The organism is Rhodococcus sp. MSC1_016 (assembly GCF_023667485.2).
Classification (GTDB): domain Bacteria; phylum Actinomycetota; class Actinomycetes; order Mycobacteriales; family Mycobacteriaceae; genus Rhodococcus_F; species Rhodococcus_F oxybenzonivorans.
On the sequence record NZ_JAMOZI020000001.1, the window covers coordinates 4,671,777 to 4,691,355 of the forward strand.

The window sequence follows — 19,579 nt, forward strand, 5'->3', positions numbered from 1 at the left end:
TACTCACAGGCGGCGTAGCCGCACTCACAGGCGCTCTTTTTGCAGCTCCAGCGCGATGTCGATGAGCTGATCTTCCTGCCCACCGACGAGCTTGCGCTTGCCTGCGCGGACGAGGAGTTCGGCGGACGAGACGCCGTACCGCTCGGCTTGGCGTTCGGCGTGCTTGAGGAAGCTCGAGTACACGCCTGCGTACCCCATCATCAGCGCCTGGCGGTCGAGGAGACACTCGGCCGGCATCGCCGGCCGGACCACGTCCTCGGCGGCGTCGGCGATCGCAAAGAAATCGATACCGGTCTTGACGCCGATCTTGTCGCACACTCCCACGAACGCCTCGACGGGGGCGTTGCCGGCACCGGCTCCGAACCGTCTTGTGCTGCCGTCGATTTGCTTAGCTCCCGCGCGCACCGCGGCTATCGAGTTGGCCACTCCGAGACCGAGGTTCTCGTGGCCGTGGAACCCCACCTGCGCGTCCGACCCCAGTTCCTGCACCAGCGCTTCGACCCGGTCGGACACCTGCTCGAGGACGAGGGCACCGGCCGAGTCGACGACGTAGACGCACTGGCATCCGGCGTCCGCCATGATCCGCGCCTGCTTGGCGAGCTTCTCCGGCGCAATGGAGTGGGCCATCATGAGGAAGCCGACGGTTTCGAGGCCGCGCTCGCGGGCCAGTCCGAAGTGCTGGATCGAGACGTCCGCCTCGGTGCAATGGGTCGCGATGCGGCAGATCGACGCGCCGTTGTCCTGGGCGACGATGATGTCGTCCTTGATCCCCAGACCGGGCAGCATCAGGAAGGCGATCTTCGCGTTCTTCGCCGTGTCGACGGCGATGGAGATGAGTTCCTGCTCGGGCACCTTGGAGAAGCCGTAGTTGAACGACGAACCGCCCAACCCGTCACCGTGAGTGACCTCGATGACGGGCACTCCCGCATTGTCGAGGGCGCCGACGATCGCCCGCACCTCGTCACCGGTGAACTGATGACGCTTGTGGTGGGAGCCGTCCCGCAACGACGTGTCGGTGACGCGAATGTCCCAGCTGGGGTCGAAATGGACCATCGTGCTCACGCCTCCACGCTCAGGAGCTTCTGGGCGATCTCTTCGCCCACCTTGGTTGCCGCTGCGGTCATGATGTCGAGGTTGCCCGCGTACGGGGGCAGGAAGTCACCTGCGCCCTCGACCTCGACGAAGGTGGTGACCGTGGCCTGTCCGCCGGACACGACGCTGGGGTCGTCGAACTGCGGTTCGTTGAGCAGCCGGTAACCGGGGACGTACTGCTGGATGTCCGCGACGACGCGGTGGATGGATTCGGTGATGGCGGCCCGGTCGGCGTCCTCGGGGATCGCGCAGAAGATCGTGTCGCGCATGATCATCGGCGGGTCGGCCGGGTTGAGGATGATGATGGCCTTGCCGCGCTGCGCTCCGCCGATGGTCTCGATGCCACGGCTGGTGGTCTTGGTGAACTCGTCGATGTTGGCGCGGGTGCCGGGGCCGGCGGAGACCGACGCGACCGAGGCGACGATCTCGGCGTAGGGCACGGACACGACCCGGGACACCGCGTACACGATCGGGATGGTTGCCTGCCCCCCGCAGGTGATCATGTTGACGTTGGGGGCACCGAGGTGTTCACGCAGGTTGGCCGGCGGAACGACGGCGGGCCCGACCGCGGCCGGTGTCAGGTCGATCGCCCGGATGCCTGCTGCCTCGTATCGGGGCGCTGCCTCGCGGTGCACGTAGGCGGAGGTCGCCTCGAACACCAGGTCGGGCTTCTCCGGCTGGTTCAGCAACCAGTCGACGCCCTCGGCGGACGTCTCCAGACCCAGCTTGCGTGCCCGGGCGAGGCCCTCGCTGTCAGGATCGATGCCGATCATCCATCGCGGCTCGAGCCACTCGGATCGCTGCAGTTTGTAGAGCAGGTCGGTGCTGATGTTGCCCGAACCGACGATCGCCACACTTGCCTTGGTCATGAATACAACTCCTACTTGAACTGCAGAGAGACGGTTCCGAGTCCACTGAACTCGGCTCGGAAGTGATCGCCGGGACGAGCGTCGATGGCGCGGGTGCACGAACCGGGAAGCACGATGTCGCCGGCTCTCAATCGAACGCCGAAACTGTCGACCTTCTGCGCCAGCCAGGCGACGGCCGTCACCGGGTTGCCGAGCACCGCATCGCTGCGGCCCTCGGCGATGAGCTCACCGTTGCGGGTCAGGACGGCGTCGATGGCCTTGATGTCGATGTCGGACGGGCGCACCCGGTCGGTGCCGAGCACGAACCCTGCGGAAGACGCGTTGTCGGCGATAGTGTCGGCCAGGCCGATCTTCCAGTCCTTGATGCGGCTGTCGATCAACTCGATGGACGGCGCGTACGCCACTGTGGCATCGACGACATCCTGCTCGGTGCAGTCCGCTCCCGGAAGATCGGCGCCGAGGACGAAAGCCACCTCCACCTCGACTCTCGGGTAGCAGAACCGAGCCGTGTCGACGGGTTGGTCCTCGAACACCTCCATGTCGGCGAGCAGATGTCCGTAGTCGGGTTCGTCGACACCCATCATCTGCTGCATGGCGAGAGACGACAGACCTACCTTGTGCCCGACAACCTTCGCGCCGTGCTGCAGCCGGCGGCGGATGTTGATCAACGCGATCTCGTATGCGTCGACGACGTCGATGTCCGGATGGGCGGCGGTCAGGGGCCCGACGGGAATGCGACTGCGCTCTGCGGCGTCGAGCTGATCGGCCAACTCGGTGCGTAGTTGGTTCGAGAGCATGTTCTGTGTGCCTTCCCTGAAAACTGACGTGAGTGCGCACGCCCGAAACATTCGATGCCACGTGTTCTTGTTCGGTGCGTTGTCGTCCCCGACACTTCCTGGCAGTGAGAATGGACCGACAACCCCATCATTCTATAACGTGTTCTACATGAGCAAGCACGAATCCGACACGGTGGTCTCGACCATCCCCCTCACACAGAAGGGGGACGCCCCGCATGCCTATTGACCCGAAGATCGCCATCGGCGCCGAACTGCCCACGCTCGAGTTCGCCTGGACCGCGTCCGACGTGCAGCACTACCATCTCGCCCTCGGTGCGGGTTCCCGTCCGCTGGATGAGAAGGAGTTGTGCTACCTCACGGACCGCACTCCTCAGGTGTTACCGACTTTCGCGACGGTCGCGGCCAATTTTCATGCCGTCGACGCTCCGCAGGTGTCCTTCCCCGGTGTCGACATCGATCTCGCGAAAGTGGTCCACGGCAGCCAGGAGGTGACCATGCACCGGCCGCTTCCGCCGGAGGGTAAGGCTCGCACGACAACCCGCATCGCGGAGGTGTGGGACAAGGGAAAGGCCGCGGTCATTGTCCAGGAGTCGGCCACCACCGGCGTCGACGGTGCGCCCCTCTGGACCAGCCGCTCGTCCATCTTCGCCCGCGGCGAGGGTGGATTCGGCGGCGAGCGCGGGCCGTCGCAGTCCGTCGAGTTGCCGGACCGCCCGTCCGACGCCGAGGTCGACATTCCTGTGCTGCCGCAACAGGCGTTGATGTATCGAATGTGTGGTGACCGCAATCCCTTGCATTCCGATCCGCAGTTCGCGGCCGCCGCCGGTTTTCCGGCGCCGATTCTTCATGGGCTGTGCACCTACGGGATGGTGTGCAAGGCGGTGGTCGACACGATGCTGGACTCCGACGCGTCGCTGGTCGCGGGCTTCCGAGCACGATTCGCAGGTGTGGTGTTTCCCGGCGAGACGTTGCGCGCCCGCATCTGGAAAGAGCCCGGGCTCCTGCTGATCTCGGCCACCGTTCCCGAGCGTGATCACGCCCCTGCCCTGGCCGACGTGGTGCTTACCATCGCCGAGCGGTGACGGCCGGGGCCGTACCGGCGCTCCGGCGCGGATATCGGCAAACGCCAAGCACACTCGCGCGACACTTTGTACGCTTCCCGTGACGCAATATGGGCGTGTACCGCCGGGGGAACAGGTGGTGCACGCCTTCCACGGAGCAGGAGCAAACGAAGGGGGACTCCGTGTCCCAGCGCTGGCATCTTCCCGTACGACGCGCAGTGATAGCGGGAGCACTGACCTTCTGCGCGGCCGCCCTGACGGCGTTTCCCTCCCATGCGGCACCGGTCGCCGGCAGCGCCGACAGTGGAAGCACAGCGGGCAGTTCCAGCGGATCCGCGATTCTTCCCACGCCGATTCCGACGCCCACCGGTCTCGCCGCGCTGGCGGCAGCGGTCACCCAGACCGGTAAGCCCTACCTCTGGGGCGGAACGGGCCCGGATGCCTGGGACTGTTCGGGACTCGTGCAGTGGGCATTCCGGCAAGCGGGAGTCAGGCTTCCGCGTACCACATGGGAGCAGGCCGAGGTGGGCGCCCGGATACCGTTGTGGGCGCTCGCTCCCGGCGACATCGTGGTTCTCAATCCGGATGCGTCGCACATCGGTATCTATGCCGGCTTCGGCCAGGTCTTCAATGCCTACGGACGCGGAGTGCCTGTGGGCCTTGCCCCGCTGTCACAGTTCCACGTCTATAGCATCCGCCGATTCTGAGCGGTGCTGCGTTTCCGGACGTAGGGAGCCACGGCGATGCAGAACAACACCACGACGGCAACCGGTCCGAGCAACGACCACCATCGCGGACCCACCGGGACTGTGGTGACGAGGTAGGCGGGAGCACCCGCCACTGCCGCGCACACCATCAGCGTCCAAAATCCGGGTGCCGGTCCCGTAAATGCGACGAGAAGCAGCGCGGTTGCCGCGATACCCGCCGTCGCGGCTGCCAGAACGGACGCATCGCCCAGGACGAGTGCGACCATCGCTCCCTGCACTGCCAGAAATGCGGCCCACTTCACCTGGCCACCCCCTGAGGGCGCTGAGCTCGATCCGCAAGAGTGAGGGCGAGATCTAATGCCGAGTCGTCTTCCCACGCGACCACGGGGACACCCAGAACACTCATGTTCCGGTACATGTTCCGTCGTTCGAGCTTCCACATCCGGGCGGACATCTGATCGAGTTCGACCTCGAACGGCGGACCTCGCAGTACGTCGACGGCGACGACGACGTGGCCCCGGCGGCGCAGCTCGAGCAGCGACAGCGCGAAGTTGGTGTCGAGCATGGTGGAGAAGGCGATCACCACGGCAGTGGGTGGTAGCGCTGCCCGCGGAACAAGGGTGCCACCGGACGTGCCGCCGGCGTCCAGAACAGTGTCGAGAATGCGGTAGAACTGGCGACGCCCGATGTCGGCACCGAGCCACCGCAGGCGCGAGCCACTGACCACCACCCCGGCCCGATCTCCCCGTTGCAGTGCCGACTGCACCACCTGGGTGGCGCCACGGACGGTGCGCTGCAGGCTGTCCGTTGCAGGGCCGGGCGCCTGCGGCGTGGTGTCGAGCACGGCGACGACGTCGGCTGCGCGGTCCATGATCCGCTCCGTCACGTGCAGTCGCCCACGTCGTGCACTGACCCGCCAATTGATGCTTCGCAGTGGATCTCCCGGTGCATGCGGCCGGATGTCACCGAACTCGACGCCGGACCCGTACCGGCGGGTGCGGTGCGCTCCGATCCGGTCGGGAAGCGCGCGATGGGGCAACGGGGTCGGCAGCGGCGGCGCCAGCGGAAATACCCGGAGTTCGGTCACGGGTACCTCGAGTGCTGCGCTGAGCAGACCTCCGCACGCCTGCGCCGTGATGTGCAGTGCAGGTTCGTAGCGACCCCACCGGTGGGCGGTGATCCGATACCCGTCGCCGACGTCGTCGACCGTGTAGCCGTCGGAGCGCGCAGGCGACACGTCGAGCCGCGCGCCGCCGCCGACCGTCGTCACCTCGGCTTCGCACTGCACCGATTCCGATTCGAAGCACCGCAACGCGGGAGTGTCCGATCGGACGCGGATTCCGGTGGCCCGCGGCGGCAACCACACCACCGCGCCCAGAGCGCCGAGCATCGGTGCCGCGAACGCGATCAGCTCCCACCAGCGGCCCACCACGGCGACCGTGAGCGCGACGGCCGCACAGGTCGCGAGGGCGCGGGCTGCGGGCGACGCCCGCCACGTCAGGTCGTGCCGGGTGAGAACGTGCTCGGTCATCGTGCCCTCGGCACGGGCAGCCGTCGGAGCAATTCGGTCAGGACATCCTCGCTGCGGACACGCCGCACCCACATTTCCGGTCGCAGACTGATCCGATGGGCGACCGCGGGGACTGCCAGCGCCTTGATGTCCTCCGGAATCACGAAATCGCGCCCCGCGAGGAGCGCCCGGGCCCGGGCCAACTGCACCAGGTCCAATTCGGCACGTGGGCTGGCCCCCACTTCGACCTGCGGGTGCTGACGCGTGGCATTCGCGAGAGCGACCACGTAGCCGAGGACGTCACGATGGACACTGACCTCCTCGAGCGATTCGCGCATCGCCTGCAGATCCGCGGCGTCGACCACCTGCTGGACCACCACCGGAGCCGATCCCCGGTCGAGACGGCGTTGTAGCATCTCCTGCTCGTGCTTCTCGGTCAGGTACCCGAGCCGCAACCGCAGGGCGAAGCGATCGAGCTGGGCCTCGGGCAACGGATACGTGCCCTCGTATTCGATGGGGTTGTCGGTGGCCAGCACGATGAACGGTCGGGGCAGGATCCGCGTCGTGCCGTCGACACTGACCTGCCCCTCTGCCATCGCCTCGAGTAGGGCAGCCTGGGTTTTCGGCGGGGTGCGGTTGATCTCGTCGGCCAGGAGAAGGTTGGTGAAGATGGGACCGGGACGGAACTCGAACCGACCTGACGGCATGTCGTAGATGGTGGCGCCGAGCAGGTCGGCAGGCAGCAGGTCCGGGGTGAACTGCACGCGGGTGAAGTCCAGCCCGAGTGCGGCTGCGAACGACCGGGCAACCAGAGTTTTTCCCAGCCCCGGCAGATCCTCGATCAGTACGTGGCCACCGGCGAGGACCGCGAGCAGTATCGACGTCAGTTCGTCGTGTTTCCCCACCACGGCACGTTCGACTTCCGCCAGAACGGCCTGAGCGCGGGCGGTGGTCATCTGGGCGGGGAGGGTCATAGCAACTCCAGCCGTTGAAGTATCCGGTCGAGCACGTCGCGACCGGGGCCGGGTTCGGTCCGGTCGGAGCGGCGGACGTCGTCGGGATCCACCCACTGCCACAGGTCACCGAAGAACACTCGCCCGGCGGCGGTAGTTGCGGCCGGGTCGACGCCCTTTCGCTGCCCGGTGGACTGTTGGAATTCGCGGGCAAGCAGTGGACGCAGATGGTGGTCCCAGTCTCCGCGGGTGCCGTCCGCCCAGCTGATCAGCGACTCCGTGCGCGTGAGCCAGCGGCTCATCGCCTCGGCCCGATCGGCTTCCGGACCCGCCACCACATCGTCGTCGTCCTCCTGCGACATCCGCCGCCGAACCTCGAAGAGCACGAGGGCGGTCACGGCCCCCGCCACCACGACCGCAACGTTGTCCCGACCGGATACGACGAGCGGAATCTCCACGGCCAGTACTGCCGCGATCCCGATCACGGCAATGGCGAGCACGTGTTGCTCCCGAGGTCATTCGCACGGCGCTGCGCCCCGACATCGTCCAGCACGCGCCTGAGCAGGTCGACCGCCTCCGCGCGGTGACGTTCGTCCATCGGATGCCGGCTGAACCGGGCCTCGGCGAAAAGTCGAACCAACGGCGCTGCAGCCTCCGAGCGCAGTACACCGAGTTGCACCGCCCGGGCAAGCACTTCCGACGGCGTATCCGAATCTCGGGGTTCGGCGCCCGGCGCCCGCCGAAGGGCGTCTTCCATGGCGGCGTAGCTGGCGATGATGGCCTCCCGTGGCGGCATCTCCGTCGTGACGACCGCCGCGAGACCCTCCTCCGCCGCACGCACCAGCGACTGCGCCGCGGCCGAGGCGGTGTCGATATCGACCGGCGTCGGTACCTCACGGCCCACGACCACAGGGCGTCGGGCCGCCGCACCGAGTATGAGCAAGGTGACCAGCACGGGTCCGACTATGGCTGCGGCAGTCCATAATTCGGCTTGATCGCTGCGGGCTTGCGCGCTGTCGGACGTGGGACGCAACTCCTCGGGCAGAGTGGCTTCGGACGGTGATTCGGAGTTGCCCCCGGACTCGGCGGCGGCCGGAGCCTCCTGGGCCGGGGGCTCGTTGCCACCGGCGGAGCCGAGGAGATACGCGGCGATCACGAGGACACAGGCACCGGCCGTCCACGCGAGGATCTGTCTGCGCGACTTCGCAGAGAGTGCCCGCTCGACCGCATCGGCCGCCGGCTCGTCGGGGGCCATCCGGGGGCGCCCACCTTGCAGAGCAGCCGCGAGCGCGATCGCCGCGATCACGACTGCGACGACAGCAATGACGATCAGTGCCCGAGTGGCACCCGTTCCCGGCTCGGGAGCGCTTCTCCCGGCATCCGAGGCGGGCACCACTCGTACGGCAAGCGTGACCGTCGCTACGGCCGCCAGCAGCGCGGCCGTGTAGATCGCTGCACCCGTCACACGGCGGTTCGACATACCCCATCACTCCCGAAGTACTTCCCATCGTCGCACGCAGGCGCCGGAACGTCAGGCATTCCTCCCGGATTCGGCGGGGGCCGCGCGGCCGCTGGTCGAGTCGCAGAGATCGTCAACTTGCCGCGAGACGGTCACGTGGGAGAGACAATGACGTATGTCAGAAACCAGCGGCCCTCGGCCCCCTGCCGAACCGCTGATCCTTCACCGCGAGGGCGTACTCCTGACCGTGATCTGTTGACCCTGCGACGCAAAGGATCGACTCATGATTCGATTTCTCATCCAGGCCGTCATCTTCCTCGGCTCGGCAGCGATCGGCCTTCTCGCGGCGGTGTGGCTCCTGCCCGAGGTATCGATCACCGCCGCAGGATTCATCGGCACGGTGGTGCTCTTCGCGTTGGCGCAAAGCATCCTCGCGCCCTTCATCACCAAAGTGACCGAACGAAACGCTCCGGCTTTCCTCGGGGGAATCGGTTTGGTATCCACCTTCGTCTCGCTGGTGTTGGTCAACCTGTTCGGTGCCATGTCCATCACCGGGTGGCAGTCGTGGGTTTTCGCCACACTGATCGTGTGGCTCGTCACCGCCGTCGCCACGCTCGTCCTCCCGCTCATCTTTTTGCGCAACAGAGTCAAGGAACCGAAACGTTAGGGTGAGGACGGATCCGGGCACGACGAGAGCCCGTATTCGCGCGATTGTCTGGGGGGAGGTGCGGCATTCGAAATATGCAGTATTTGTTTCGATCGGCATCGAGATGTTTCGAAGAGATCAGCCCAGTCCCATCCAGCGGAAGATCGGCGTGGACCAGGGCGCCGGTGGCCGACTCGATGGCTTCGCCAGCGAGGTGGCACATCAGTGCAAGCTGATTGGTCAGGTCCTCGAGCTGTTCGTGCAACTTGATCCGCATGGGCGTCATCCTGATGTATTCACAACTGACTACCGATCTGCTGAGCGATCGGCCCGGAGATCGCTCGCTGTGACGGGTCCGGTCCAACCGTTACGCCGATCATGCGACGGATGCCTGACCGCCGGGCCGTCGCGGGCGCGGGACCCTGCGCGTGATCCCATCCGGGATGAAGGCGTAAAGCAGGGCGATCACGGTGGTGACCAGGCCTGGCGTGCGCCGGAGATCGAGTGCACAAGATCGCCGGATTTCGGAAACAATGCTGCCGTCACCGCTTTGAGGGAGAACAATGAGCGAGACCAGAGCACTTTGTACGTTTCCCGGGAAGGGAACGGTCATGTCCAAGGAATCGTGGGTCAAACAGGTTCTGGAACAGGGAACATCCTGGGGCGCAGCTATTCTACTCATTGCCGTCGGGATCCTCGAAGTCTTGCAGAGCATTTCCGTGATCTTCGCGGACGAGATGATCGTCACCGACATCGAGTACACCTACCAGTTCGACCTCATCGTGTGGGGATGGACTCATCTGGTGCTCGGCGTGATCGGCATCGTCACTGGCATCGCCCTGTTTGCCGATGCGACATGGGCACGGCCTGGGGTCGTGGTGATCTGCGGTGTGTCGATCTTCGTCAATTTCCTTTGGTTGCCGCACTACCCGGCGTGGGCGCTGACAATCATCGCCCTGAACACCGTGGTGATCTGGGCGGTCGCGACCTGGAGGACCGACGCGATTTGATCTGCAACCCTTCCGCGCCTTTCGACCCTCGGAGCAGAAGCGAACGACGGCTACTACACGGTAAGCGGCAGGCCGGCGGCCGCGCGGCTCCGGAACCGGTGAACTGAACCCATCCCTCCACCACTGCACCGTTCCGTTCTGACCCCCGACGCCATCCAGCTCACCCCGGGAGTCTCGTTGTATCAGGATGGCCGGCAGCGCTGGCCTCTTCGTAGCGAGGTTTCGAACATCGGGCGTGCCGGTGGTTGCCGCATTGATTCTCGCCGACCCGCGGGGTGCATACTGCAATCGCCGTTTCCGAAAGAGTCGGTTGGGTATTCCGTACGAAGGACGAGGACGTCTGAAGAGATGGATCCTGATCGCGGTCATTGTCGTGATCGCCGTACTGGCGGTCATTGTGGCACGCTCGGTCAGCAGTCGTCAGCGGACGAAACGGCTGAGGGGACGGTTTGGTCCCCAATACGAGCGGAGAGGTCGGCAACCTAGACACCGCGGATCGATTGCGCGCCAGTAGTACGACCCGATACACAGTGGAGGCTGACCATGCAGACATTTCGGGCAGCATCCTCAGGTTCGGGTCGTAGGGCCACGCAGATCATCCGGGCCGCTTTCCGGCCTCACTCGACATATCTGGTTCGACAGAGAGAATCCACTATCAGCAATCCTCACGGCGCCGGACCATCACCGAGAACAGATAATCTGCGCCACGCAGCTGCTGGCACGGCCTGGGTACTTTCGTTCGCCTACTTGCTGGCGGAGGTGTTCACCGCGGCGGCGTGGAGCACGCCTTACAGCTTCGCGCACGACTCGATCAGCTCCCTGGGCGTGACGACCTGCGAAGTCGGATCCTGCTCACCGATGCACGACGTCATGAATTCGACATTCGTCGCGCTCGGGGTGCTCACCCTCCTCGGTGCACTGTTTCTTCATCGACACATACGAAGTGGCCGGGAGAAGAAGTGGATACTCTCCCTTGCCGTGATCATCGCGGTCAGCACTGCTGCCACCGGACTGTTTCCGGCGAACGATGGAACGATCATCCACTGGTCGGCCGTGTTGCCGGGCTTCGTGGCGCGCCACGTGGTGCTCGTGCTCATCGCCTGGCATATGTGGCACGAGAAGCGGCTGGTCGCCCTGTGGTCCGCACTGTGCGCACTCGTGGGCGTGGTCGGCGCCGGCCTCATGCTGGGACAGGCGCTGCATTTCGGCCTGGGGGAGCGTCTCGCTCTCTACCCGTTGCCGATGTGGATGGCCGTGACCGGCATGGCGGTACTGATGGGGCTGGCACGCCGCACGGTGCTCCGCAACGTCGAGTTCTCGCTGCGCACTTTCCACCCGCGCACCGCCACCTCACGGTCGAGAAAGGTCCGCGGATGCGGCACCTCGGTGCTCGATCGGATGGCAGCCACTCCCTCGCTCCCGGGGCCTCGCCTGGTCCCCGCCTCACGGCGAAGGTGATGTTCGGCGCGTAAAACACGTCGGCTGATCGGTGGCCGGACCTGCTCAGCCTTCGCGTTCGAAGGTGATCATCAGTCCCTCCACGCTGCCAGGGCCGATTCTGCCCTTGACATCGGACGAGGCTATTGCTTGGAGACGCCATCCTTGCTGGGCGTACTGGTTGAGCAGGTCTTCGAGTTTGTCGCCGGACATTTTGCCGCCGATCATTTTCTCGCGGACCTCGACGGCCGCCGCCCACGACGACGGAGACGACGAAGGCCTGGGTCACAGGCCCGCGAGGTGCAGGAGTGGGCGGCCGCACCGGCTCCATGCTGAACCGGCGCGGTCTGGGCACGACCGATACTCCGGACTACCGGGCACGCCTGTCCTCGTATTACCCCAGTCGGTCCCGCTCGACGCGTCGTGTCGACGTGAGAGTTCGGGCAGTGTGAAACGGTGAATTGATTCAGGGGACGCAAGCAAGGTCCCCCTGGCACTTCGAGTGCCTTTGGCGTAGGAAGCCGCCGGCACCTGGTGGCGTGAGCTCCCGGCTCGCGAGCAGATAGGAGTGGCGCAGACAATGCAGATCAAGCGCCGCCTCCAGTGCTGCGGCGTTTCGAGCGGTCATGTAGGCGTCATTGATCGAGCGCGGCGCGCGATTCGGCTCACTCGTTCTGTCGCCCACAGCGCCGGGTAAGCCTGCGGCGCCAGCGCTGGCCGCACTTCGGCGAGATAGTGCTCGTCGAACCATATTTCGTGGATGTAACACACGCGAAGACCTAGAACGCAGGCGATCCGGCCCCCATCCTCGCGGAGGCCTCGACCGGCGGAAACGTCAGCTTTGCGCGATGCATGATGTCGCGGCTACTGCAATAGATCCCATTTTCGAGCTGTGGGTGCAACGATAGGTCATGGCCCTTCACATTCTGCTCGCCAAAGCTGCCTCCACCGTGGTCACCGGCGCTGTCGGTGTCGCCGCGTACAACGCGGCCCGCAAAGCGGTCGCGAAGGCGCCCTTCCACGAGACTGCGGTCACCGTGACCGCGTGGGGACTACGCGGGACCCGGAAGGCGGAGGAGGGCGCGGAGTCGGCAAGGCTGAAGGTGGCCGACGTCATCGCCGAGGCCAAGGGCAGGATCGGCGAGGAAGTTCCCCCGCCGGCGGAGCCCGACACCGGTCACGGTCACACACACTGACATGTCCGCCGAGCCGGCCTCGCATGTCTCGCACGATGTCGCAGTCCTGTCGGATGCGGCGGGCAGAATTCGCGTGCATCTGCCGTGGCTCCGCGCGAGTGTGGGACGGGCCGTCGCCCTGGAAGATTCGATAGAAAAGCTCGCCGGGGTGCGTGCCGTGCACGCCTATCCGCGGACCGCGTCGGTGGTGGTCTGGTATTCGCCGAAACGGCTCGATCGCACCGAGTTGCTCGACACCATCGCTGCAGGCGAGGAGACGCCCTGGGCGCTGGTCCCGGACCGCTCCCCTCGCTCGGCCGACGTCGGTAACGCCGACATCGTGCGGATGGCCATCGGCGGCGCCGCCCTGCTCGTGCTCGGAGTCCGCCGATACGGACTGCGCCGCGCACCGCTACTCGGCCCGACCAGCCGCGTGTTCGCCACCGGCGCGACCATCTTCACCGGCTACCCCTTCCTCAAAGGAGCACTCCGCACTTTGACCGGAAACCGCACGGCGGGCACTGACGCTCTGGTCTCCGCCGCGACGGTGGCCAGCCTGGTTCTCCGGGAGAACGTGGTGGCCCTGACGGTGCTGTGGTTGCTCAACATCGGGGAGTACCTCCAAGAACTCACCCTGCGCCGTACCCGGCGCGCCATCTCCGATCTCCTCAAGGGCACTCAGGACACCGCGTGGATTCGTCTGGCCGACCGCACCGAGGTTTCGGTGGACGTCGATTCGCTGCAGGTGGGGGACGAAGTCGTGGTCCACGATCACGTCGCGATACCCGTGGATGGTGTCGTGATGGAGGGTGAGGCGATCGTCGACCAGTCCGCGATTACCGGTGAAACGCTGCCGATCGCCACCTCGGCCGAACACCTCGTGCACGCGGGTTCGGTGGTGCTGCGCGGACGGCTCGTCATCCGGGCCACCGCGGTGGGAAACGAAACCACGATCGGACGCATCATCTCTCAGGTCGAGCAGGCGCAGGAGCACCGCGCCCCGATCCAGACCGTCGGTGAAAATTTCTCCCGCCGTTTCGTGCCGGCATCCTTCGCCTTGTCCGCGCTGACCCTCGTCCTGACCCGTGATGTCCGCCGCGCCATGACGATGCTGTTGATCGCGTGCCCCTGCGCGGTCGGGTTGTCGACGCCGACGGCGATCAGCGCCGCTATCGGCAACGGTGCCCGGCGCGGCATCCTGATCAAGGGCGGATCACACCTGGAGCAGGCCGGATGCGTCGATGCGATGGTCTTCGACAAGACCGGCACTCTGACCATCGGTCGCCCCATCGTCACGAATGTGGTTGCTTTTGCGAAGGATTGGGAGCCGGAACGGGTCCTTGCCTATGCGGCGAGCTCGGAAATTCATTCCCGGCATCCACTCGCCGAGGCGGTGATCCGCTCGACCGAGGAACGGCACATCGTGATCCCACCGCACGAAGAGTGCGAGGTCCTCGTCGGCCTCGGTATGCGCACGTGGGCGGACGGGCGGACGCTGCTCCTGGGCAGCGAAGGATTGCTGCGCGACGAGAACGTCCGCGTGTCGAAGCGGGCCGCCGACTGGGTACGCAAACTCCAGCAGCGGGCCGAGACGCCGCTGCTGTTGGCGGTCGACGGCAAGCTGGTGGGGCTGATCAGTCTCCGTGACGAGGTGCGGCCCGAGGCGCTCGAGGTGTTGTCGCGGTTGCGGGCGGACGGTATCCGAAGAATCGTGATGCTCACCGGCGACCATCCGATGACGGCCGCGGCGGTGGCGGCGGAACTGGGCATCGACGAGTGGCAGGCCGAGGTGATGCCGGAAGACAAACTCGACGCGGTCCGCCGTTTGCAGGACGACGGGTACACCGTCGCGATGGTCGGTGACGGCACCAACGACGCGCCGGCGCTCGCCGCCGCGAACATCGGAATCGCCATGGGCCTGGCCGGTACCGACGTCGCCGTCGAAACCGCCGACGTGGCGCTCGCGAGCGACGACCTGCGCCGCCTCCTCGATGTCCGCGACCTCGGTGCCCACGCGGTCGCATTGGTTCAGCAGAACTACGCGATGTCCATCGCGGTCAATGCGATCGGCCTACTCGTCAGCGCCGGCGGCGCCTTGTCGCCCGTCCTCGCCGCCATTCTGCACAACGCCTCCTCCGTCGCCGTCGTCGCCAACAGCTCCCGCCTGATCACCTACGAGCTGCAGCAACCCACCCGCCCCGGAGTCGGCAGCAAGTCCGCGTGAGATGTCCGGATGTTCTCATTTGGGACAAAATCGCGGCCACAGCCCCTTGCAGCACGCTGAAGCGTTTGCTATAACGAATCTACAGCTTCTGCTGTAGGTAACCTGTCAGCAACGAGGGTTTCCGGAGGTCGACGCAATGCTGTGCAGCGAACGCCGATGGTGCGATATCGACTACGACCTGTCGATCGCCGACTCTGATCGACTTCTCGCCGAGGCGCTGACGCCACGCGCCGTGGTATCGCTGGTACGAGTCGCGATCCGCGCCGAGCGCGTTCCCTCTGCAGGCCGAGTCCCCTCTACGCGAACGGAACTGGCTGCGCAGGCCACGGGAGCGGAAGTCGACGCGACGCAGCGCTCCCCTCCGCGCGGATGATGACCGCTCGACGAAGAGGGAACACGGAGTCGAAAGGATGGTGATGCCCTAGCGTGAGCTTACTTCCCGAGGGCGTTGCTGCCCCGCCCGCAATTTCTTCGCAACCGGCCGGCGCGTGGAGCGGCCCGAATGCCGCAAAAATCCGCCCTGCCACCACTGTGGCGACGACGAGAAGCGGGCCGGGCAGCAACTGACCCTCCTCTCCATATCCTTCACCGTCATCGAACCCCGGCCCGTTTCCCCTGGGCCGGGGTTCTTTCGGGGCAGGGTTTCTCTCCAGGGCAGGAGTTCGGATCTGCCACTCCTCGCGATGCCGGCATGTCTGCCAAGATCGTGCTGTGAACCCCCAGTACCTCAGTCGGCTCCCGGACAGCGGCTTCGACCGCGTCGACGCCCTCCTCGGGCCCATCGATACCTCTCTTGCACAACACTTTCCGGGTGATCGTCCGCAGTCTCAGCCCATCCACACCGTCTATGTGAGTGCGGCGGATGCGCGCCCCGACACCCCGCGGCGCTGGTCGGAACAGGCGGTCGCGCTGCTGGACCGCTACGCCGATGCGCTCGAATCCTTCGGAACCACCGACGCTCTGCCCGATGTCCGCACGGTGTTGCAGAACCGTCCGGTCATGGACTTGCGCATCGACTTCGAGGACGGGTACGGATGGCGGAGCGATGACATCGAGGACGCCGCCGCGCTCGACGCGGGACACACACTGCGCCTGCTCTCGTCCGACCCCGACGGCCCGCGATCCCTCGGGATTCGCGCCAAAGGATTGGCGCCCCACGAACGCCGCCGCGGGATTCGCACTCTCGAACTCGTCCTCGAAGGTGCGGGCGGCGTTCCGAACGGTTTCGTGTTCACCGTCCCGAAGCTGCGCGCCGCGGCGCAGGTCACCGCAGTCGTGGCACTGTGCGAGGAACTCGAGCGCGCCTACGGGTTGCCGGACGGGTCACTGCACTTCGAATTGCAGATCGAGAGCCCCCAGGCCGTCATCGGCCCGGACGGCACCGTCACCGTCGCCAAGGCAATTCATCTCGCCGACGGGCGGTGCACCGGATTGCACTACGGCACTTACGACTACAGCGCGGCCTGCGGCATCGCGTCTCGCTTCCAATCGCTCGAGCATCCGGTGGCCGACCACGCGAAGTCCGTGATGCTGGTGGCGGCGGCCCAGACCGGGGTGTGGGTCTGCGACGGCTCCACCCAGGTCGTCCCGCAGGGCAGCGACGATGACGTCCGCGCCGCATTGTCCCGGCACTACCGGCTCGTCACCCGGTCGCTCGAGCGCGGTTACTACCAGGGCTGGGACATGCATCCCGGGCATCTGATCACCCGCTGGCTCGCCACCTTCGACTTCTACCGGGGTGCCTTGCCCACCGCGGCCACGCGCCTGCAGGCCTACCTCGATCGGCAGGGCGGCGGCGTGGTGGACGAACCGGCCACGGCACAAGCCCTCGCCACCGTCGTTCTCCGCGGGCTCGCCTGCGGCGCGTTCGACGAGGACGTGGTACTGGCGCAAGCCCTCGGATGCACGGTCGACGTCCTCCACAACCTCGTCTCCCGCGCGGTGCTCCCGGGTACCTGAGCGGCCGGAACCGGTCGGCGACGCTCCGGCGGCATCACCGACGCCCTACACTTGCTCCACGCCCGATCAGGAGGTACTCATCGTGACTCCGAACACTCCTGCCCCGCCCAGCTTTCGCAGTCTTCCGGACTTGGCCGTCCGCACGCTCGGCGGCGCGGTCGTGTGGGCGAACGACGAATTGTTCGCCGAGCGCGAGAATCTGATCCGCCCGACTGCGGCCGTGTACCAGTCGGCCACGTTCGGGCACAAGGGCCAGATCTACGACGGCTGGGAGACGCGCCGGCGCCGGATCGCGGGCATCGACGAGGCCATCGTGCGCCTCGGGGTTCCCGGTGTCATTCGGGGCGTGGTGGTCGACACCGCATGGTTCACGGGCAACTATCCACCGGAGATTTCCGTCGAAGCCGCGGCGATCGACGGATACCCGTCGGCCGACGAAGTGGTCGGCGCACAGTGGACCACCATCGTCGGCCGCAGTCCAGTTCGAGGGGACACCGAGAATCCCTTTCCGGTGGACTCGGAGCGGCGGTGGACGCACGTCAAACTGACCTTGTACCCGGACGGTGGGGTGGCCCGGTTGCGCGTGCACGGCGAAGGCCGTCCGGATCTTCGCTTCCTCGACGCCGGACCGGTAGATCTCGCTGCCCTGGAGAACGGGGCACGAGTGATGTCCTGCTCCAACATGTTCTACGGGTCACCACAGAACATGCTGCTCCCCGGATCGGCCCGCGTCATGGGCGACGGCTGGGAAACCTCTCGGCGCCGAGACGACAACAACGATTGGGTGGAGATTCTTCTCGCCGCTCAGGGCATCGTGTCGCTGGCCGAACTGGACACCTCGTACTTCCTCGGCAATGCGCCGGGTGAGGCGAGTATTCAGGGACGCGACGGCGACGGCGACTGGGTGGAGCTCCTCCCCCGGACACGCCTGCAGCCGGACACCAGGCATCGGTTCGTCGTCGACAACGATCAGCCGGTCACGCAGGCCCGGCTCGACATCTTTCCGGACGGTGGCATGGCACGGCTGCGGCTGTGGGGTTCCCTGACCGAAGCCGGTCGGGCAGGGTTGCAGTCATGACCCACGGATTCGACTCCGAATATCCCCGTGACCTGGTCGGGTACGGGCCGAAGCCCCCCGACCCGCAGTGGCCGGGCGGCGCGAAGATCGCCGTCCAGTTCGTCCTCAACTACGAGGAGGGCGCCGAGAGCAACGTCCTCCATGGAGACGGGGCGTCGGAGACGTTCCTGTCCGAGATGGTGGGGGCGCAGCCGTTCCCGAACCGGCACATGAGCATGGAGTCGATCTACGAGTACGGTTCCCGCGCCGGACTGTGGCGTGTGCTACGGGTGTTCGAGCGGCGAGGACTGCCGCTGACGATTTTCGCGGTGGCCAAGGCCATGCAGCGAAACCCCCAAGCCGTCAGCGCCTTTCGTGAACTCGGCCACGAGATCGCCAGCCACGGTCTGTGGTGGAAGTCGTATCAGCTTTCCGACGAGGACGCCGAACGCAAGGACATGGCGGAGGCGGTCGACATCCTGCGCGATCTAACCGGTGAGTCGCCGCTCGGCTGGTACACCGGCCGCGACTCCCCTCGCACCCGGGAACTGGTAGTCGAACACGGCGGTTTCCTCTACGACTCCGACTCGTACGCCGACGACCTGCCGTACTGGGTGAAGGTGGATTCGCCAGGCAAGGGACTGGTCGACCACCTGGTGGTGCCGTACACCCTCGACACGAACGACATGCGGTTCGCCTCGCCGGGAGGTTTTCCCAGCGGTGAGCAGTTCTTCGCTCATCTACGGGACGCCTTCGACGTGCTCTACGCGGAGGGCGCCGAGGGGGCGCCGAAGATGCTGTCCGTGGGTCTGCACTGCCGCATCGTTGGCCGGCCCGCGCGCACTGCCGCGCTGGAACGGTTCCTCGACCACGTGCAGTCCCACGAGAAGGTGTGGGTAGCCAGGCGGATCGAGATCGCCCGCCACTGGCGCGACACGCACCCGGTGGATCCCAGACGGTGATTCAATGTGGGTCGACATGGCGGCGGTGACGCGCGCGAGATCCGTTACCGATCGAACTCCGTCCCTGATGCGCCGGAGCTTGCCGTCGTTGCGGAGGTCTCTGCGAGCGGCGCGGTCAGACGCCGGCGCAACTTCGCCTGCTGAGCGTCGTCCTTGTACCTGAGGGATTTGCCTGCCTTGGCCACCCGACGTCCGGCGACGGTCAGCATCGGTCGTGGAATCCCGATACCCATTACCGGCACGCCCGTCACATAGTTCTCCTTGAAGAGGAACATCGAGGCGTCGGCCACTTCGTCACTGGTGAGCTTCGAGGCCACCCAGCCGACTTCCGCTCCGATGGCATCCGCGTCCAGGATCGGACTCCGATATCCCTCCGTTGTCTTCGCGAGAAGCCAACGCAGAACAGCGTCACGAACCGCCCACTGACGATCGGTAGCTGCGTTCACATTTCGGTCCTCCAAGTAGGTGCGACTAGTGCTGCCATGCACCATAGCCGTGGGTGAGGAATAAGCAAGTTACATGAAATTCGCTGCGCGCCTTGCACCTCGGAGTCACCGACGATCCGTCGTCACGAAGAGCTGAACTGGACTTAATTCTTGTGTTGGGTATGGTCGAGGTCAGTTCGCGGTTGCCGATTCGGAAAGGACCGACAATGGCTGAC

At 66.0% G+C, this 19,579-nt stretch carries 20 protein-coding genes and 1 pseudogene; 11 read left to right on the top strand and 10 right to left on the bottom strand.

Annotated elements, in window-relative coordinates; all coding sequences use genetic code 11:
• Nucleotides 1–24: 24 nt before the first annotated feature.
• From dmpG to L1080_RS21725, 3 genes are read right to left on the bottom strand one after another with little or no spacing between them, the layout of a single operon-like run.
• A complete protein-coding gene (dmpG, locus tag L1080_RS21715) occupies nt 25–1,053 on the bottom strand; it encodes a 4-hydroxy-2-oxovalerate aldolase (protein WP_159926855.1) in 1,029 nt (342 codons plus the stop codon).
• A gap of 5 nt (nt 1,054–1,058) precedes the next feature.
• Nucleotides 1,059–1,961 carry an acetaldehyde dehydrogenase (acetylating) gene (locus L1080_RS21720; RefSeq protein ID WP_159919098.1) on the bottom strand — a complete coding sequence of 301 codons (903 nt, stop codon included), beginning with the start codon at nt 1,959–1,961 and terminating at the stop codon, nt 1,059–1,061.
• 11 nt (nt 1,962–1,972) lie between these two features.
• The gene (locus L1080_RS21725; protein ID WP_250772915.1) at nt 1,973–2,758 is read right to left on the bottom strand and encodes a 2-keto-4-pentenoate hydratase; all 786 of its coding nucleotides are present in this window, start codon (nt 2,756–2,758) and stop codon (nt 1,973–1,975) included.
• 215 nt (nt 2,759–2,973) lie between these two features.
• On the opposite strand from L1080_RS21725, the gene L1080_RS21730 reads away from it, so the two are divergent.
• Both L1080_RS21730 and L1080_RS21735 read left to right on the top strand, forming a co-directional pair.
• Nucleotides 2,974–3,840, top strand: coding sequence for a MaoC/PaaZ C-terminal domain-containing protein (locus tag L1080_RS21730; RefSeq protein ID WP_250772913.1), 867 nt, complete (start codon nt 2,974–2,976; stop codon nt 3,838–3,840).
• 161 nt (nt 3,841–4,001) lie between these two features.
• Nucleotides 4,002–4,526 carry a C40 family peptidase gene (locus L1080_RS21735; RefSeq protein WP_236603370.1) on the top strand — a complete coding sequence of 175 codons (525 nt, stop codon included), beginning with the start codon at nt 4,002–4,004 and terminating at the stop codon, nt 4,524–4,526.
• Here L1080_RS21735 and L1080_RS21740 read toward each other — a convergent pair.
• The 5 genes from L1080_RS21740 to L1080_RS21760 are packed head-to-tail and all read right to left on the bottom strand — an operon-like array spanning nt 4,505 to nt 8,469.
• The gene (locus L1080_RS21740; RefSeq protein WP_250772906.1) at nt 4,505–4,828 is read right to left on the bottom strand and encodes a hypothetical protein; all 324 of its coding nucleotides are present in this window, start codon (nt 4,826–4,828) and stop codon (nt 4,505–4,507) included. The two genes, L1080_RS21735 and L1080_RS21740, sit on opposite strands and share 22 nt — an antisense overlap.
• Entirely contained in the window at nt 4,825–6,057 is a 1,233-nt protein-coding gene (locus L1080_RS21745; protein ID WP_250772903.1) for a DUF58 domain-containing protein, read from the bottom strand. Before L1080_RS21745 ends, L1080_RS21740 begins: the two co-directional genes overlap by 4 nt.
• On the bottom strand, nt 6,054–7,010 hold the full coding sequence (locus L1080_RS21750) for an AAA family ATPase (RefSeq protein WP_159919092.1): 957 nt from the start codon (nt 7,008–7,010) through the stop codon (nt 6,054–6,056). The genes L1080_RS21745 and L1080_RS21750 overlap by 4 nt, the downstream gene beginning before the upstream one ends.
• Nucleotides 7,007–7,489, bottom strand: coding sequence for a hypothetical protein (locus L1080_RS21755; protein WP_109326645.1), 483 nt, complete (start codon nt 7,487–7,489; stop codon nt 7,007–7,009). The genes L1080_RS21750 and L1080_RS21755 overlap by 4 nt, the downstream gene beginning before the upstream one ends.
• Nucleotides 7,471–8,469 carry a DUF4129 domain-containing protein gene (locus L1080_RS21760; RefSeq protein ID WP_250772901.1) on the bottom strand — a complete coding sequence of 333 codons (999 nt, stop codon included), beginning with the start codon at nt 8,467–8,469 and terminating at the stop codon, nt 7,471–7,473. The genes L1080_RS21755 and L1080_RS21760 overlap by 19 nt, the downstream gene beginning before the upstream one ends.
• Before the next feature lie 262 nt (nt 8,470–8,731).
• On the opposite strand from L1080_RS21760, the gene L1080_RS21765 reads away from it, so the two are divergent.
• The 3 genes from L1080_RS21765 (at nt 8,732) to L1080_RS21775 (ending at nt 11,562) form a co-directional block, all read left to right on the top strand.
• Complete coding sequence (locus L1080_RS21765) at nt 8,732–9,115, top strand: hypothetical protein (RefSeq protein WP_159919090.1); 384 nt, start codon at nt 8,732–8,734, stop codon at nt 9,113–9,115.
• 590 nt (nt 9,116–9,705) lie between these two features.
• Entirely contained in the window at nt 9,706–10,104 is a 399-nt protein-coding gene (locus L1080_RS21770) for a DUF7144 family membrane protein (RefSeq protein ID WP_250772900.1), read from the top strand.
• 870 nt (nt 10,105–10,974) lie between these two features.
• Nucleotides 10,975–11,562, top strand: coding sequence for a DUF998 domain-containing protein (locus tag L1080_RS21775; protein ID WP_250772897.1), 588 nt, complete (start codon nt 10,975–10,977; stop codon nt 11,560–11,562).
• Nucleotides 11,563–11,607: 45 nt separating this feature from the next.
• On the opposite strand, the pseudogene L1080_RS21780 reads toward L1080_RS21775, so the two are convergent.
• Nucleotides 11,608–11,787 (bottom strand): annotated as a pseudogene (locus L1080_RS21780) (DUF4177 domain-containing protein); the annotation flags it as partial.
• Nucleotides 11,788–12,452: 665 nt separating this feature from the next.
• Here L1080_RS21780 and L1080_RS21785 point away from each other — a divergent pair.
• The 6 genes from L1080_RS21785 to puuE all read left to right on the top strand — a co-directional run bounded on the left by L1080_RS21785 (nt 12,453) and on the right by puuE (nt 18,918).
• Complete coding sequence (locus L1080_RS21785; protein ID WP_159919087.1) at nt 12,453–12,737, top strand: DUF1490 family protein; 285 nt, start codon at nt 12,453–12,455, stop codon at nt 12,735–12,737.
• 1 nt (nt 12,738) lies between these two features.
• The gene (locus L1080_RS21790) at nt 12,739–14,940 is read left to right on the top strand and encodes a heavy metal translocating P-type ATPase (protein WP_250772895.1); all 2,202 of its coding nucleotides are present in this window, start codon (nt 12,739–12,741) and stop codon (nt 14,938–14,940) included.
• 136 nt (nt 14,941–15,076) lie between these two features.
• The gene (locus tag L1080_RS21795; protein ID WP_159919085.1) at nt 15,077–15,313 is read left to right on the top strand and encodes a hypothetical protein; all 237 of its coding nucleotides are present in this window, start codon (nt 15,077–15,079) and stop codon (nt 15,311–15,313) included.
• A 338-nt stretch (nt 15,314–15,651) separates the two neighbouring features.
• Nucleotides 15,652–16,899, top strand: coding sequence for a DUF6986 family protein (locus L1080_RS21800; protein ID WP_250772893.1), 1,248 nt, complete (start codon nt 15,652–15,654; stop codon nt 16,897–16,899).
• Between the two features lie 82 nt (nt 16,900–16,981).
• Nucleotides 16,982–17,977, top strand: coding sequence for an allantoicase (gene alc / locus L1080_RS21805; protein ID WP_250772891.1), 996 nt, complete (start codon nt 16,982–16,984; stop codon nt 17,975–17,977).
• Nucleotides 17,974–18,918 (top strand): allantoinase PuuE, encoded by a 945-nt coding sequence (puuE, locus tag L1080_RS21810; protein WP_250772889.1) that lies wholly within the window; start codon nt 17,974–17,976, stop codon nt 18,916–18,918. The genes alc and puuE overlap by 4 nt, the downstream gene beginning before the upstream one ends.
• Nucleotides 18,919–18,962: 44 nt before the next feature.
• Here the strand turns inward: puuE and L1080_RS21815 are convergent, their stop codons facing one another.
• The gene (locus L1080_RS21815) at nt 18,963–19,364 is read right to left on the bottom strand and encodes a serine recombinase (RefSeq protein ID WP_250772887.1); all 402 of its coding nucleotides are present in this window, start codon (nt 19,362–19,364) and stop codon (nt 18,963–18,965) included.
• Nucleotides 19,365–19,579 lie beyond the last annotated feature (215 nt).

Coding starts and splice junctions, on each gene's coding strand:
- dmpG (WP_159926855.1), bottom strand. CDS start 1,053: ATGGTCCATTTCGACCCCAGCTGGGACATTCGCGTCACCGACACGTCG.
- L1080_RS21720 (WP_159919098.1), bottom strand. CDS start 1,961: ATGACCAAGGCAAGTGTGGCGATCGTCGGTTCGGGCAACATCAGCACC.
- L1080_RS21725 (WP_250772915.1), bottom strand. CDS start 2,758: ATGCTCTCGAACCAACTACGCACCGAGTTGGCCGATCAGCTCGACGCC.
- L1080_RS21730 (WP_250772913.1), top strand. CDS start 2,974: ATGCCTATTGACCCGAAGATCGCCATCGGCGCCGAACTGCCCACGCTC.
- L1080_RS21745 (WP_250772903.1), bottom strand. CDS start 6,057: ATGACCGAGCACGTTCTCACCCGGCACGACCTGACGTGGCGGGCGTCG.
- L1080_RS21750 (WP_159919092.1), bottom strand. CDS start 7,010: ATGACCCTCCCCGCCCAGATGACCACCGCCCGCGCTCAGGCCGTTCTG.
- L1080_RS21760 (WP_250772901.1), bottom strand. CDS start 8,469: ATGTCGAACCGCCGTGTGACGGGTGCAGCGATCTACACGGCCGCGCTG.
- L1080_RS21765 (WP_159919090.1), top strand. CDS start 8,732: ATGATTCGATTTCTCATCCAGGCCGTCATCTTCCTCGGCTCGGCAGCG.
- L1080_RS21770 (WP_250772900.1), top strand. CDS start 9,706: ATGTCCAAGGAATCGTGGGTCAAACAGGTTCTGGAACAGGGAACATCC.
- L1080_RS21775 (WP_250772897.1), top strand. CDS start 10,975: ATGAATTCGACATTCGTCGCGCTCGGGGTGCTCACCCTCCTCGGTGCA.
- L1080_RS21785 (WP_159919087.1), top strand. CDS start 12,453: ATGGCCCTTCACATTCTGCTCGCCAAAGCTGCCTCCACCGTGGTCACC.
- L1080_RS21790 (WP_250772895.1), top strand. CDS start 12,739: ATGTCCGCCGAGCCGGCCTCGCATGTCTCGCACGATGTCGCAGTCCTG.
- L1080_RS21795 (WP_159919085.1), top strand. CDS start 15,077: ATGCTGTGCAGCGAACGCCGATGGTGCGATATCGACTACGACCTGTCG.
- puuE (WP_250772889.1), top strand. CDS start 17,974: ATGACCCACGGATTCGACTCCGAATATCCCCGTGACCTGGTCGGGTAC.